This is a genomic window from Allomuricauda sp. F6463D (assembly GCF_023015965.1).
Classification (GTDB): Bacteria; Bacteroidota; Bacteroidia; order Flavobacteriales; family Flavobacteriaceae; genus Flagellimonas.
Genome location: NZ_JALKAN010000001.1, coordinates 1,739,115 through 1,755,086, shown reverse-complemented (window position 1 = coordinate 1,755,086; position 15,972 = coordinate 1,739,115). Strand labels below are relative to the sequence as shown.

The window sequence follows — 15,972 nt, the reverse complement described above, 5'->3', positions numbered from 1 at the left end:
TATGATTACCGAAAAGCTAATTTAGTATACTGCCCTAATCGGATGAAAGTGAGTCAACAAAAAGATTGATTCAAGTTGATGTGTTCGATTGTTTCTATTGTAAAAAAGACAATGGCGAATAAACTGATAGATTTTTGCAAAGTAAAAAGGATTTACAAATTGTATAGCGAGGGACTCGGAAATAACACATCAGTAAGGACTTTGGCATCTCCCACAACATAATGCCAAATACATTAATTTCTTCAGAGTTGAGGTCTCGGAAATGACCATGGCGGAGATATAAAGGCTTTTTAAAGGCCGACCAAAACCCAAGAAGTGACAATTAAGGACTCTTGAACCGTATTTCCACTATTTTGACAACTCCTGGTAACGAGGTCATTTGTCAGTTAATTTGAAGGGAATATTGAAGCAATCCTAAGGATTCAAGCTCTCATAGTTCAGTTATTGGTTCCGTGAATGGACCAAAGAGACCTCCCCGAGAGATGCTCATCGAGTAAAAACGATTGCAGATACCATCTACACAAGTCCGCCATAAAAGGGAGATAGATGAGAAAAAACTTAGAAAGGTATTAAATTCAGTGCCAAAATGAATTGATTATGCGCACCTAATACGCACTGTTCACTTTCACCCACCGCAAGTGGAAAGCATTGATTACCCTATCCAGTTATATCCCTTCCTCATCGTCAAGTTGAATTTTCATCATACAAGTGAATTTGTTTAATGATTTACTCTAATTGCAGCGTATCAGCAAACAATTGACCGATTAGAGAAAAAGAATTTTTCTCTATAATTCGAAATTGCACCAAGGAATTATACGCTATGAAAAATATGAACTAATCTTTGATATGATATCAATGTGTTTGTTTTTCAAAAGCAACGTGAAAATTTAATACAACCACTACATAATGAGAAACCTAATTTATTTATTTCTTGGTCTTATGATTTTTACCTCCTGCAAAGATTCAAAGGGGGATGAAGCAGCCAAACCTGCAGAAGGTGAGAGACCTAACATCCTATGGATTAGGAGCGAAGACAATGGTACCTACATTGGTCCTTACGGAGACAAAGTAGCCCAAACCCCCAATTTGGATAAATTAGCGAAAAATGGGCTACGCTATACAAATGCTTTTGCCAATGCACCGGTCTGTGCAGTTAACAGGAGTTCTATAATCCTTGGCATTCCAGCGATTACCACGGGGACCCAACATATGCGTAGCAGGTTCCGGGTTCCGGATTCGCTAGTTGCATATCCTACACTTCTAAAGGAAGCTGGATACTACCTCACCAGCTACGGCAGAACCGACTATAATAATTCCAGCTTCGATAAAGAAATTTATGATGAATATGGTAAAACCGCACATTATAAAAATCGGCCAGCTGGAAAACCATTCTTTCACGTATTCAATATTCTGGCAACCCACGAGGGACAGATATTTGAAATACGAGACTATCCTGAGGCGCAGACACCAGCTGATGGGATTGTAATACCTCCCTACCAAGTGAATACACCTGAAAACATTCGGGATTGGCAATTGGTATATGATAGGGTTGCGGATATGGATAAGCAAGTTGGAAAATTCCTTGCTGATCTTGAGGAATCTGGAGAAGCAGAAAACACTATTGTTATCTATTCTTCAGACCATGGCGGTATAACTCTGCGCTCTAAGCGATACCTTTACGATAGCGGTACACGAGTACCTCTGATTATTTCCGTACCTGAGAAATGGAAACATCTGGCACCGGACAAGCCCGGATCGGTCCTGGATCGCTTGGTACAGATGAGTGACATTACGCCTACCATACTTTCACTAGCTGGAGCAGAAGTTCCCGACCGTATGAATGGGCACGTTTTTATGGGACCTTCAACTGAGCCTGCCCCGGAAACCGTTCTGCTTTTCTCCGACCGTTTTGTTTCGGCACCGGAAATGAGACGGGGCATTACCGATGGACGTTGGAAATATATCCGTAATTACGAGCCAGACCGTCCAAGATTTCAAATGATCACTTATCCGATTCTACAACATGGGCAGCTTTCCCAGGTCAAGGAGTATCAGGCTGGAAGAACCAATCCTGCCCAGTCGGCGTTTTTCCTGACCCAACCTCCTGAAGAACTTTATGACACACAGGCGGATCCATATGAAATTAAAAATCTTGCTGGTCTTCCCGATTATGCAGACAAACTTAGGATGATGGGGCAGAAACTTAACGACCAATTGTTGGCAGCCCGAGATGCAGGATTTATTCCTGAGCCAATGATGGCAGCAATTGATCAGGACACTACCACAACTATCTATGATTTTAGCCAATCCACAGAGCGTTATCATTTAGATGAAATTTTTACAATTGCGAACAAGGCCCAGAAAAAGGATCCGAAAATGATTCCTGATCTGGTTCAGAACCTGAAACATAATGATCCTATAATAAGGTACTGGTCCATATTAGGTCTGCGTGTGTTGGGGAAGGAAGCAAAACAAGCGCTTAAGGATATTGAAGTCGCACTTGAAGATACAGAAGCAAGTGTCCGCATAAATGCAATGATAACATTGGGAAATATAGGTCTGCGTGATAAAGCATTGACATTACTTATAAAAGAAGCAAAAGCAGCAACCACAGATGCACATGCCAACTGGGCGCTCGATGGTATAAAATATCTTGATGCACCTGAGGCCATAGTTGGTTTTGAAGAGAAAGAGCTTGTTAAGGGTAGTGACTCTAGAACAACTTATCGAGATCTTGCAAATGGTGGCACCATGTATCGCCCAGCTGTATATAAAGAATTTCCATATAAATAATTAATTGGAATTTCAAATATGAAAAACACCATCTTAATATTATTCCCGGTTGTGTTCATTTTATATATGAGCGTGCAAATATTTAATCAGAGACAAACTTCCTCTGAGGCGATTGATTACACTTCGATAAAAATGGGTTTGATTAGTTCCAGTATAAGTAGGGATGTAAAATCAGTTCATAAATCATTAGAAGTAAGTCGACTGGAGGAAGATGAATTCGATTTTGGTGCTTATCCTGATACTTTAACTGCATATCTAGGCACTACCCCAAAACTTGATGGCTTTATTAGTAAAGGTGAATATGATGATGCTGAAAAAATAATTGGGGTCAAAGGATGGCATAGTGACACCCCTCCAGCTTCTGAAAAAAAAGAAGACCTGTCCGTGGTTGGTTGGGTAAAGCACGATGGGAGAAGCTTGTATTTTGCATTTGATGTTACGGATGATATTATTTATGGATTTGATACTAAACGTTGGCTGCCTTCAAACAATCCTGATGCCAATAATTTGAACATTGAAAAAGGTTGGCCTTTTTGGGGAGATGGTATTGAACTTATGATGAATTCAACCTACCAATGGGAAGACAATAGCAGATGCGTTGGAGATGGTAGAAGTTGGCAGTTCTGCTGTAGTACGAACAAATCTATTCTTGGCGGCTTAGGGGTTGGGGGATTATCATCGGGATTGCCTCTCAATACAGAAGTTTGGGAGCGTTATGAAAAATGGATTAGAAATGGAGATATGGAAGCTTCTGTCAGGTTAAAAGACAAAGCTGAGGGTAGGGGGTATATCATAGAGTGGCGCATTAATCCAAACCCATGTATGAAGATTGATGAAACCAATTTTGTCGATTTATCAAAAGAAACCAAAGTAGGGTTCAATGTTGAGATTCAGGATCTTGACGAGAAAGAAAACGGAGAAGGTAATTTCTCGAATATGCACCATATCGATTATTGGTCAAAGGTTTCTACAAACAGAAAAACTGATCTTAAATCATTCGGAACATTAATCATAAAACCGATAAAGATGAAGGTTGCAGATCAACATTAAAAATAACTTGACTCAAGAAAAACTCGGATTAAGAAGTGTAATTATACTATAAGGTATTATCGAGTAGTTGAAGACTATCAATTACGTGTAGAATAGGCTTAAACCATTATAATAAATTACGGCAGGTATCCCCAAAAACGCTTTGCAACACTTTGTTAATGCTAATGATTTGCAAAGGATTGTGCGTGGCATTTCTTTGAATATGAGGACATATGCTATGAAACATAATATTAAACAGAAAATAAACAGACATCAATTATAAAAGAAATAATATGATTCGAAAATACAAGAATACGCATTTAGCATTCCTGTTGTTGGCATTTTTATTAATCCATGACCATTCAGCGTTTTCCCAAGAAAAAAAGAACGAAAAAAGCATGGACAAAATGTGGGGAGATTCCCAAGTTACCTTAGATGCCCTGAAAAATGGGAAAGGTAAGTTGTTCGACGAAGGCAACTTCGGAATGTTTATTCATTGGGGACTTTATTCTAGCTTGGGTGGAAAATGGAAAGACAAAACGTATTATGGTATTGGCGAATGGATTATGAACCCGAGAGTGGCAAATATTCCGATTGATGAATATAAAAAAGTTGCAGAAACCTTTAATCCATCGGAATTCGATGCAAGGAAAATAGCACAATTGGCCAAGAATGCCGGAATGAAATATATTATTGTCACCAGTAAACATCACGAAGGGTTTGCTATGTTCGATTCCGAGGCAAGTGATTTTAATATCGTTGATGCCACACCATTCGGGAGGGATCCGATGAAAGAATTATCTGCCGCTTGCCATGAACTTGGACTGGGTTTCGGGTTTTATTACTCACATTTTCAGGATTGGACTACTCCTGGTGGCGGCAATGGTCCAGATACGGACGAGAATGGGAATGAGGTTGACTTTAAAGATTATTTCTATAATAAATGTAAGCCACAAGTAAAGGAAATCTGCACCAATTATGGCGATATAGATTTTATTTGGTTCGATACGCCGGGCGACATGCCCAAAGAATATGTAATCGAATTGGCTGATATGGTAAGAAAATTACAGCCAAATGCTATGTTGGGCAGTAGGATCGGTTATGGCATGGGCGATTATGCCAGCCAGGGTGATATGGAGGTGCCAACTCAGAATCTTAACGGCTTGTGGGAAACCGCCGATACCAACAATGATTCTTGGTCATATGCTTGGTACGATAATAATTTTAAGAGCCCAAAAGAAATACTTCATAGGCTCATTGAAACCATAGGTCGGGGAGGTACATATTTGTTCAATGTGGGCCCCGATGGCAAAGGGGAAATTCTCGAGATAGGGGTGAGATTCTTGGAAGAAACCGGAAAATGGATCCAGAAATATCCCCAGGTTATATATGGAGCAGGTCCTTCACCTTGGGGATATGCGTTGCCGTGGGGAGATGTTACTACAAACGGGAAATCATTGTTCCTTTCTGTAAGCGAATGGCCTCAGGACGGAAAATTGTATTTACCTGGCCTTGAAAATCAGATAGAATCAATAGAATTATTGAACGCTTCCGACGAAAGTAAGATTGATTTTCGCAAAAACGGTGATTGGTTGGTTATGGATGTTCCGTACAAAGCCCCGGAAGAGTTGATATCGGTGATTGAAATCAAATTAAAGGAAGAAGCGAACAAAGTGTCCATAAAAACGGTAACGGGCGTATACCCAAACATTGATACTCCATTGATTTTGGAGTTGGGCGAAGTTGCAAATGCTGAGCAAAAAGAAATCCGTTGGATGGAAAAGTTCGGAGAATGGAAGCACGCCAATCAGGTCAGTGGTTGGAAGGAAGATGGAACCGTTACATGGACAGTAAATGTACAAAAACCCGGGTACTATTATCTAGAACTGGAATATAAGGGAGAGGACAGGTTGGTGTGGAAAACGGTGACTGATGAAGCAATTATGGTGCAGAATCAACAAGCTGCCACGGAAAAGTACGCATTGTACAATATGGGAATAATTGAATTCAAAACGCCTGGAAAACATGTCATTACGACATCCTTGGTCGAAGGGAATAGGAGTACATCAAGCTTAAAATCATTAGTGTTAAAGCCTATTAATTAAATATTCAAATGTGAACCAATTTAATGAAGATATAGTTCTGACTATAAGACTAACAGTTCTTAATTGAAAATGAATCGGAATCGTAATAAAAATGCGATAAAAGAGAGCACCAAGCTATCTTGACCTGAGTTCATAAAACAGAAAAATTTTTAAATAAAAAATAAAGTAAAGACCTATGATAACACCCCGGGCATAGGGGATTATAACAACCAGTATAATGCACATAAATAAATTACTAACTAAAACTCTAAAAAATGAAAAAAAGCAAAATCAATTGCTCGCCATTTAACATGCGGTCAAGGTTGCTCTTTGGAATAGGATTTGCACAATTCTTATTCTTCTTTGGTGTCTCCCAGATCCATGCTAGCACATATACCGGTGACTCTCTTGCTAGTTTAATGGTTCAGCAGCAAATTACCGGAACAGTTGTGGACGATTCAGGGGAACTGCTTCCCGGAGTCAATGTCCTTGTTAAAGGAACGGTTAGGGGTACGCAAACGGATTTTGATGGCAATTATTCCATTGAGGCCGCAATCGGTGATGTACTTGTCTTTTCCTATGTTGGTATGAAGACTCAGTCCATCACTATTGAGGGCGACTCTAGTACTATAGATGTTGCAATGCAGGTGGATGCTGCGGGATTGGATGAAGTCGTTGTAGTGGGTTATGGTTCACGTAAAAAAGCAACACTAACAGGCGCTGTAGCAACAGTAAGTGGTGAAGAACTATTAAATAGCCATTCGGCTAATATTACTACGGGCCTTGCCGGTCAAGTCCCTGGTCTAGTTATCAACCAACGAGGTGGTAGACCTGGGGCAGAAAACGTCGAGATCTTTGTGAGGGGAAAGGGTACCTTGGGTGACGCAAATAATAGTCCTTTGTTGGTAATTGATGGAGTCCCTTCAAATGTTGACGCCCTCTCAAGGCTTAATCCAAATGATATAAAATCAATGTCCGTTCTTAAGGATGCTTCTGCTGCAATTTATGGGGTAAATGCTTCCAATGGAGTAATACTTATTGAAACCAAACGCGGTAACAAAGGCGATCCTGTTTACTCAGTATCAGGTACGTTTTCATTAACTCAACCAACCGTAAAACCTAACTGGACAAATTCATACCAGACAGCCGTTGCAATGAACGAAGAGGCAGCATATAAGGGAGCTCCTATCATCTATTCCGAGGAGGATTTGGAAAAGTTAAGGACAGGTTCTTCTCCTTTGACACATGCAGGCCAAGATGTTGACTGGTTTGACGAAGTATTTAAGGACTGGGCTTATCAACAGCGTTACAACCTTTCTGTAAGAGGAGGCTCCGAAAAGATCGATTATTATTTTTCGGGAGAACTATTAAACCAAGACGGGCAGTACAAAGAAAGCGATGCGGTGTATTTTAAGCGTTATCAAATAAGGTCCAACCTAGATTTCCAGGCATCAAAAGACCTTAAATTATCTGTAGATATTTCAGCAAATGTAAGTAATCAGAGTCAAGAACAATTAACGAGTCAGACGAGGTTACGTGCTAAACAAGCCTTGCCAGAGACTATTTTTAGGTATCCAAATGGTTTGGTCGGAAATATGCAATATGGTTATAACCCAGTTATAATGGGTTCCGAAGTATTTGGCTATGACCGGACAAATGGCACAGGAATTAGGGGCATTTTCCGTTACGATTATAAAATGGATTGGATTACTAAAGGACTTTCTTTTGCGGGATTCGCAAGGTATAGTGTTGATAATCAAAAAAATACAAACTGGTTGAACACATGGAATACTTATTCTTATGATGAAAACGCAGATGAATATATATCAATCCCAAGTGGTTGGACAACGCAAAACCCTTTACTACAAAAAGAATATAGTGATAGTAATTCAAGTCAGTTAAATGCTTATTTGAAATACATCAGGACTTTTGGTGACCATAGTTTTGATACGTTTGTTGGTATGGAAGCACGTAAGGGTACTGGCGAAGTACTGTTCGCATCCAGAGGAGATTATTTAACCAACATTGTACAGCAAATAAGTGCGGGGGATGAAGCAACTGACATCAATAGCGGTTCAGATTTTGAAACTTCATCATTAAGTTATTTTGGACGTTTTAATTATGGTTACAAGGATAAATACCTGATAGATCTTACTTTTCGTGCCGATGGAAGTTATAAATTCCCTAACGGACAAAAATGGGGTTATTTCCCAGCTGTATCAGCTGCGTGGCGTATTTCGGAGGAACCATTTTTTAAAAATAATATCGGTATTTTTAATTACTTCAAAATCAGGGGTTCCTGGGGACGAATGGGGCTAGATAACACAGAACCATTTCAATACTTGGCAACCTATTCCCAGGAACAAGGAACGTATAGGAGAACATACCTCGGAGAAGATGGGGAACCTGTTGTGTCGTTCACGTTGGATGGATATCCTAATTCTAATATTACCTGGGAAGAACAGGAAACCTTGGATATAGGAGTAGATCTGCAACTTTCAAATGGATTATTCAGTCTAACAGCAGATTATTTTAAAAACAGGAGGACTAAAATTTTGATTCCAAGAAATGAGTCGGTACCTGATTATTTTGGAATTACCCTGCCAGATGAAAACATAGGTATTGTTGATAGTTGGGGGTTTGATGGAGATGCATCCTTTAATAAGAGAGTAAATGAAGACTTTAATTTTTCAATAGCCGGTACCTTCACTTACACCAAGAACAAGGCCGTATTTTTAGATGAAGCAGCTGGAGTACTTGATTTTCAGAAAAAGGAAGGGCATCCAGTTGATGTAATTGATGATGGTGGAACCAGTCCACTTTCACGATTAATTTTGATTGCTGACGGACTTTACCAAAATCAGAGTGAAATTGATAATTCTGCGCACTTGCCGGGAACACAGCCTGGTGATATTAAATATGTCGATCAATTGACTATTGATACCGATGGCGATGGGGTTTATGACACTGCTGACGGTATTATAGATGATCAAGACCGGGTACGAGTTGATAAACCACGTACCCCAGAAATTGTGTACGGTATTAACTTAAGTGCAAAATATAAAACTTTTGATTTTGTTTTACGCCTACAAGGGCAGGCACGGGCATGGACCATGGTTCAACCTGAAATGCTTCGCTATGATAAAGCTTGGTTCGAAGGAAGATGGCAAGAGGAAGGCGATAATGTATATCCTAAAACCTATGCCTTTTTGGGAGATAACCAAATTGGAAGCCACAATAACGACAGACGTTCGACTTTTTGGTTAGTGGACGCGAGCTTTTTACGTGTTAAAGCGGTAGAACTTGGTTATTCTTTACCGCAATCTTTCCTTACTGGAACCAATATTAAAGAAGTGCGGTTTTTTGTGAGTGCAGATAACCTTTTCACCTTCGATAATATGCCAATTTCGCGTGATGTTGAACTAGATAGCTGGCAATCTTATGAAATTTCGCGGGTTATTTCAACCGGTCTAAGTATAAATTTTTAAAAAATTGAAATCATGAAAAATACAACATTTTTACTATTATTTATCATGACATTCATGTCATGTTCAAAGGACATGCTTGATTTGACCCCCAGAGACAGCCTTTCTGATGTAGATTTCTGGGAAAATGAAACCACAATCCAAGGATATGTCGATTATGCTTACCACATGGTAAATGAATATACCGCAACTAGGGTTACAGATGGACGAATGATGAGTTGGGGTCATTATAGGGGTGAAGCCGGCGATGAGGCTTTTGCACATATCCCATGGGGAGGTGGTCTTGAGATTACCGATGGTAAAATTAACCCTTCATCTGTGTCTTCAATAGGGTCGTGGTACGACAATTATAAAATAATTCAGCATATTAATATATTTTTCGAAAATTATGAGAATGGAAAGTTTGATGTAGCTGAAGATAAAATTAAATTATGGTTGGCTGAAATGCATTTTATAAGGGCCTATATTTATAACCAAATGATTAAAGCTTATGGTGGGGTGGTTATTTCTACAAAACCATTCACCTCGGATGACCCGGTTGATCAAAAAAGGGCCAGTTATGATGAGTGCGTTGATTTTATTTTAGATGATATAGCGGAGTCATTAAAAGGGTTGCCTGTTGAGCCGGCTACAGCTGGCCGTATTACTAGTGGTGTTGCCCTGGGATTAAGGGCTCAGGTATTATTACATGCAGCAAGCCCTTTGCACAATCCTACAAACGATCAATCCAAATGGGAAGCTGCAGCCGCAGCTAACAAAGCAGTACTTGACCTACCTCAATATCAATTGTATAATCCGGCTGATTATCGCAATGTTTTCTTTGATACTAAAAGCCAAGGGAACACCGAATTAATGCTTAGCAAGAACGCACGTGCCAATTCCGGTGAATTGATTTTCTGGTTTAATTTCCCTACGACATTGTTTGGCCCGCCCAGTTTTGGAGGATGGGGACTAGCCACTCCGATTCAGGCTCTGGTCGATGATTTTCAAATGGCGGACGGTACCCCTTACAACAGGGCTATTCATGGGGATGCCCCTTTTGAAAATCGGGAATTGCGTTTTTATGCCAATATTTTGTACGATGGTGCAGAATTCAGTCAAACCATGCCACGTGTTCCTGATGCCTCAGAGGTGGGCTACAAAATTGAAACAGGAACCTACAAATATATAGATGATTCAGGAGCAGTTATAACCCGGAATGGATATGACCGCCAAGGAGGTGTTTTACAGGAAGTAAATAACTACACCCGTACCGGTTATTATTGCCACAAATACGTAAGGGATGATACCACAACCAAATTTAATGTAGGTGAACCTGTTCAAATGATCATGATGCGCTTGACAGAGTTTTATCTTAATTACGCCGAGTGCTTGGTAATGCTAGGTAGAGGCGCTGAAGCACGTGACTATATTTTGCCAATTCGCCAACGTGTTGGCCTTCCTGACGCATCACTTCCAACAGTCATTACTATGGATGAGGTAATGCATGAAAGAAGGATTGAGTTGTGCTATGAAGGGTTTCGTTTCTTCGATGTACGTCGATGGAAAATCCTTGACCAGACCTTCAAGGATGCATATGGAGTGGATGTGGCAAATGATCTTACCGTTGATCCCCCGACAGCTACCTATGATTATTTCAAAGTACAAACGAGGACGTATGATGAAAAGCTATATTATATGCCTATCCCGCAAAGTGAGATTAATAAAAATCCATTATTGGAACAGAATCCTGGGTATTGAATCGTTAGAATGAGTTATGAGTTAGTTTTTTTATTAGGGTACACAAAGCTTTGTGTACCCTTTTACTTAAAAATAAATAGGTAAAAGTGCTGTACTATGGCCAATATCGATTCTAAGGATAAGTAGAAACCACTCATTTTTTAGAGTGAATATCTGTCTGCTTCATGCTGGATTTCAAGTGTTAATCTAGGAAAAGGTGGGTCCCAGTAAAATGTAAAACAACCGTCAATGAAATGTTCACAGTTCATAAAAACTGTGTGCTTTTTCCTATGAAGAACCGTAGTTGCATTAAGTTAAGAAGTGAGTGTAGGAGCTATTATTAATGAAAGCTATCAAAATGATACACATTTCCAGAGATAAAACGAAGCCAAATTAGGGTTGTTTGCTCACAAGGATACTTACAGCGAGAAAGAAGGAAAATTTTTGAATTACAACATAGTAGTTTTGAAAGAATATTATACATAGATTAAAAAGAACCTTTACCTGAGTCCTCAATGACATAATACATACAATTAATAATAACTGATTAGAGTAAAATATTGATAGATTAGAGAAACTACCCTTAAAAATGTTTCTTTTTTTTTGATAATTCAAAAACCTTTATGGATGAATTAATAAGCTTTAAGCCCATATAAAACCCGAGATTGATTAAGGATATAATATTAGAGTAGATATAAAACCAATATGTAACATGAAAATGGAACACCAGCGAAACCAAATTAAGTCATTTGTATTGATACTCATCTTAGGGTTGTTATATATGTCTTGTTCAACGATTTCAGAAGATAAGATACCTAGGGAGATTTATGTATCAGTTGATGGAAACGATGACGGAGATGGAAGTATTTCCAATCCTTATGCGACACTTCCCAGCGCTGTAAAAGCATCAAGAGATTTGCGAAAATCAGGGGTGGTAGAACCCATTATTATTTATTTAAGGGAAGGACGTCATCAGTTAAATCAAACCTTAGTTTTAGGAATAGAAGATGGAAGACCAACAAATTCCGACATGGCCATTCTTGATAAATATGGTGCAGGTGAGTCAACACAACCTGCGTATTTAACTATTTCTTCATACCCAGAGGAGCATGCAGTAGTGAGTGGTGGTGTTCCAATAACAGACTGGAAGCTGGTGAACACAGCACCCTCAGAACTTCCTTCAATTGCATTGGGTAATGTATGGGAAGCCGAAATTCCGGAAGGTCTTGATATATTCCGTACACTTTATGATGGGAAAGGACGTCTAACGCGTGCCAGAAATGACGGGTTTGCCCCAACTCAAAAAGGAGATAAAAAACACATCTATTTTCCGAAAGGTGCTTTGAAAAACTGGGATAACCTCGAGGATGTAGAGGTTCAGGTAAGACCTTTTCGTCCATGGGTAATTAACATGTTGCCTCTAGCTTCCGTAGACGAATCCGAATTAGTCGCTCAAACAGGTGTCTCCGCAACTTATGGTATAGATAAGTTGCCCGCTTGGGTCCATAACCCTTCAGGTGCCAGTATTTGGGTTGAAAATATTCTTGAGGCATTGGATGAGCCAGGGGAATGGGTGGTAAATACCAAGACCAATAAAATTTACTTGTGGCCATCTGATCCTGCCCAAGATGGGTCACCCCGGGGTATTTTGGCACCAACGACCAGTGAGCTTATTAGAGTTGAAGGAAATATTAATTATGATGGACCCACAGATAGTCCGGTTAGTGGAATAACCTTAAAAGGTCTCACCTTTACACATGCCGATCGTTTGGCTTGGACAAATGATGAAGACCGTTTAGGGTGGGGAATGCAACATGATTGGGATATGTTCGACAAACCTTCAGCGATGATTCGATTTCGAGGGGCTGAAAATTGTGAAATCATAGATTGTAATTTTCTTAATTCAGGCGGGTCAGGGGTAAGGCTAGATCTTTACGCCCAACGTAACCGTATTGAAAATTGTGAATTTGCCCATCTGGGTGAAGCAGGTATTCTTTTGGCTGGTTATGGGGCAGGGACAAAAGATGTTAATCACCATAATGATATTATCAATAACCACATTCATCATTTTAGTGAAATTACGTGGCACTCCCCAGGAATATGGGCTTGGCAAAGTGGTCATAACCATATTGCACAAAATTATGTGCATCATAGTGGCTATTCGGCAGTACTGATTACAAATCGAGTAGAGCCTGATAGATCCTTAAATGGTGAAGGAGGAAGAACCATTCGTCAAAATGAAATTCCAGAAGAAGTAAAGGTCAATACCACAGAAACGTATGAAAACTGGAAGGTTCGTGAAAAGTACAATCATTCAAGGCACAACCTTTTAGAGAACAATGAAATTACTCATACGGTACAATTATTATCAGACGGTAATGCCATTTATGTTTCAGGTGCAGGATCGGGTAACATCGTTCGTTATAATTATATACACGACAATTTAGAGCATTCCTTTCCTTCAGCAATCCGATGTGATGATGATCAGCATGAAACACTTATTTATGGCAATATTCTCTATAATAACTACGGGTTTTCAGCCCAAATTGCTTCAAAAGGTGTCAATGACATTATTAATAATTTCATCGTTGAGCCCTTGGTTTCACCGCACTGGGGTTATGTGAGTTTTGAATGGGCTAGTGTAAAAGGAGCAAAGGTTCATCACAATATTATTATTTCTCACCCTGATGGCGGTAATGCACATGGTGAAAGGCCTATTGCGAGAAGTGAGGACGGACACCCTTTATTAGTTGAAACAGAAATGGATTCAAACCTGTATTATCATCCCAGAAATCCAGAATGGATGGATGAGCACTTTGTTAAAATGCGGGCTGTAGGAAAAGAGCAAATGAGCATGTTCGCAAATCCTATGCTGGTTGACCCAGCCGGCGGTGATTTCGGTTTTAAACCAGATAGTCCGGCCATTAAGCTAGGTATCGAAACACTTGATGTATCGAAAATGGGACGGATAGATAAACCATAAATAATAGGTGGTCAATAAAATGAAAAAGACATTTAATAAACTGAGAATACGCTTATTTGTAAGTATCGTACTAGTCGTATCAATATCATTTGCACAAACAACACAACCATCCAACTTCTCGGATGATGACCTGATGAGTTGGTTTCGTGAAGCAAGGTTTGGTATGTTCATACATTTTGGCTCTACAACACCAGAGAGATTAAAAGATAGCGATTTGACTCGTACAGAGAAGTACGAAGCTGGTGTTCGTGAATTCAACCCAGTTGATTTCGATGCCAAAGAATGGGTGCGAATTGCGAAAGAAGGCGGAGTAAAATATATTGTTTTCACGACCAAGCATCACGACGGTTTTAGTAAATGGGATTCTGACCTGACCGAATGGGATGTTATGGATCAGTCCGTTTTCAAACGTGATATCGTTGGTGAACTGGCAGAAGCTTGCAAAGAGGCAGGAATTCGTTTGGGTTTCTACTATTCAATTGCCGACTGGCATCATCCAGAATATGATGCGAGTTATAGTAATAGAAACGGATTTCATTTCAACCCAAATCCAGATGCCGATATTACCAAGTACATGAATTTTATGTATGGACAAATAAAAGAACTATGCGAAAAATATCAACCTTCACTCTTTTGGTTTGATGGCTCAGCTGGTTTCAGGGATGCAGATCGTAAGCGCTTGCTAGGTATGCAGGAAATGGTGGATATGCTAAACTCTTATGGAGCAATCTCCAACAGCCGGTTGGGCGATGATGACGATTTGAAAATTGTCAATTATTTATCTATGGGCGACAACATGATACCTGCAGGAGATATTGGTGTTGACTTTGAGGCTGCTGGGACAATGAATGAGTCCTGGCATTTTAATGCGGAAGACGAGGATTGGAAATCTGAAAAAAGATTGCTTTCTAATTTAGTTGACATTACAGGAAAAGGAGGTAATTATTTGCTGAATGTTGGTCCGGATGACAAGGGTGTAATCCCTGATGCTTCCGTAGTCAGGTTAAAAGCAATGGGTGATTGGCTTGAAAAAAATGGCGAAGCTATATACGGAACCAAAGCTGGCCCCCATCCTCATGATTTGGGTTGGGGTACCATCACGCAACGTATGGATGGAGGGAACACTAAGCTTTATCTAAATGTGATTGATTGGCCAAAGAATGGGACTTTAAAACTATATGGATTAAATAATAAAGTGTTGGACGCATCGCTTCTAATCAGTGGCGAAAAACTAGCTTCAGAGACGAAATTTAATGCTATTGCAGGATTAAACGTCCTCACAATAAAAGTTCCAAAATCGGCACCAGACCCCAATGTTTCGGTAATTACTTTGAATATACAAGGCGCCGTTTCAATGAATCAGGAGCTTATGCAACAGCAAGACGGAACAGTTCTTCTTGATGGTTACCAATCAACTATACGAGATAAAGAATTTATTCCAGGAAAGCCGTTACGTCCTTTGGATCATAGAGTATTTACCATAACCAAAAGTGGTGATGGAATCAAACCGACATATGGAATGACGATTCAAGGTCTTAATCAAGTGGGGCAAGCACTCAGTTGGGATTTTAGATTGGTTGAACCAGGAACCTACGAAGTGGCGATAGTGAGTATGATCAATAAAAATACTGATTGGAAAACAGACGGTAGAATGCGCGTTACAGTTGCCGGACAGTCGGTAGAAAACAAATTGAAAGAACGTGAGCGTTTAGATGATCCCAGACAGTCGGATAAGTTGAAGAATTCAATTTCCATTCTCGGAACTGTAGAGATTGGGGCCGCTGGTATGCAAACCCTGACACTAGAAGTTGCTTCTGATTTTGTTGATACAAATCCAAGAATCCGTGCAGTACAACTACTACCCGTTAAGTAGGTGCTA

7 protein-coding genes are annotated in these 15,972 nt (G+C 39.8%); all 7 read left to right on the top strand.

What is annotated here, in order from left to right; all coding sequences use genetic code 11:
- Positions 1–906: 906 nt before the first annotated feature.
- The 7 genes from MWU56_RS07755 to MWU56_RS07725 all read left to right on the top strand — a co-directional run bounded on the left by MWU56_RS07755 (position 907) and on the right by MWU56_RS07725 (position 15,966).
- The gene (locus tag MWU56_RS07755; RefSeq protein WP_247043463.1) at positions 907–2,793 is read left to right on the top strand and encodes a sulfatase-like hydrolase/transferase; all 1,887 of its coding nucleotides are present in this window, start codon (positions 907–909) and stop codon (positions 2,791–2,793) included.
- Between the two features lie 18 nt (positions 2,794–2,811).
- Positions 2,812–3,843 (top strand): hypothetical protein, encoded by a 1,032-nt coding sequence (locus MWU56_RS07750; RefSeq protein WP_247043462.1) that lies wholly within the window; start codon positions 2,812–2,814, stop codon positions 3,841–3,843.
- Between the two features lie 272 nt (positions 3,844–4,115).
- Positions 4,116–5,927, top strand: a complete 1,812-nt coding sequence (locus MWU56_RS07745; protein WP_247043461.1) for an alpha-L-fucosidase — start codon at positions 4,116–4,118, stop codon at positions 5,925–5,927.
- A 254-nt stretch (positions 5,928–6,181) separates the two neighbouring features.
- A complete protein-coding gene (locus MWU56_RS07740; protein ID WP_247043460.1) occupies positions 6,182–9,394 on the top strand; it encodes a SusC/RagA family TonB-linked outer membrane protein in 3,213 nt (1,070 codons plus the stop codon).
- A 12-nt stretch (positions 9,395–9,406) separates the two neighbouring features.
- Positions 9,407–11,131 carry a RagB/SusD family nutrient uptake outer membrane protein gene (locus tag MWU56_RS07735; RefSeq protein ID WP_247043459.1) on the top strand — a complete coding sequence of 575 codons (1,725 nt, stop codon included), beginning with the start codon at positions 9,407–9,409 and terminating at the stop codon, positions 11,129–11,131.
- Between the two features lie 691 nt (positions 11,132–11,822).
- Positions 11,823–14,093, top strand: a complete 2,271-nt coding sequence (locus MWU56_RS07730) for a right-handed parallel beta-helix repeat-containing protein (protein WP_247043458.1) — start codon at positions 11,823–11,825, stop codon at positions 14,091–14,093.
- Positions 14,094–14,112: 19 nt separating this feature from the next.
- On the top strand, positions 14,113–15,966 hold the full coding sequence (locus MWU56_RS07725; RefSeq protein WP_262917783.1) for an alpha-L-fucosidase: 1,854 nt from the start codon (positions 14,113–14,115) through the stop codon (positions 15,964–15,966).
- The last annotated feature ends 6 nt before the right edge of the window (positions 15,967–15,972 follow it).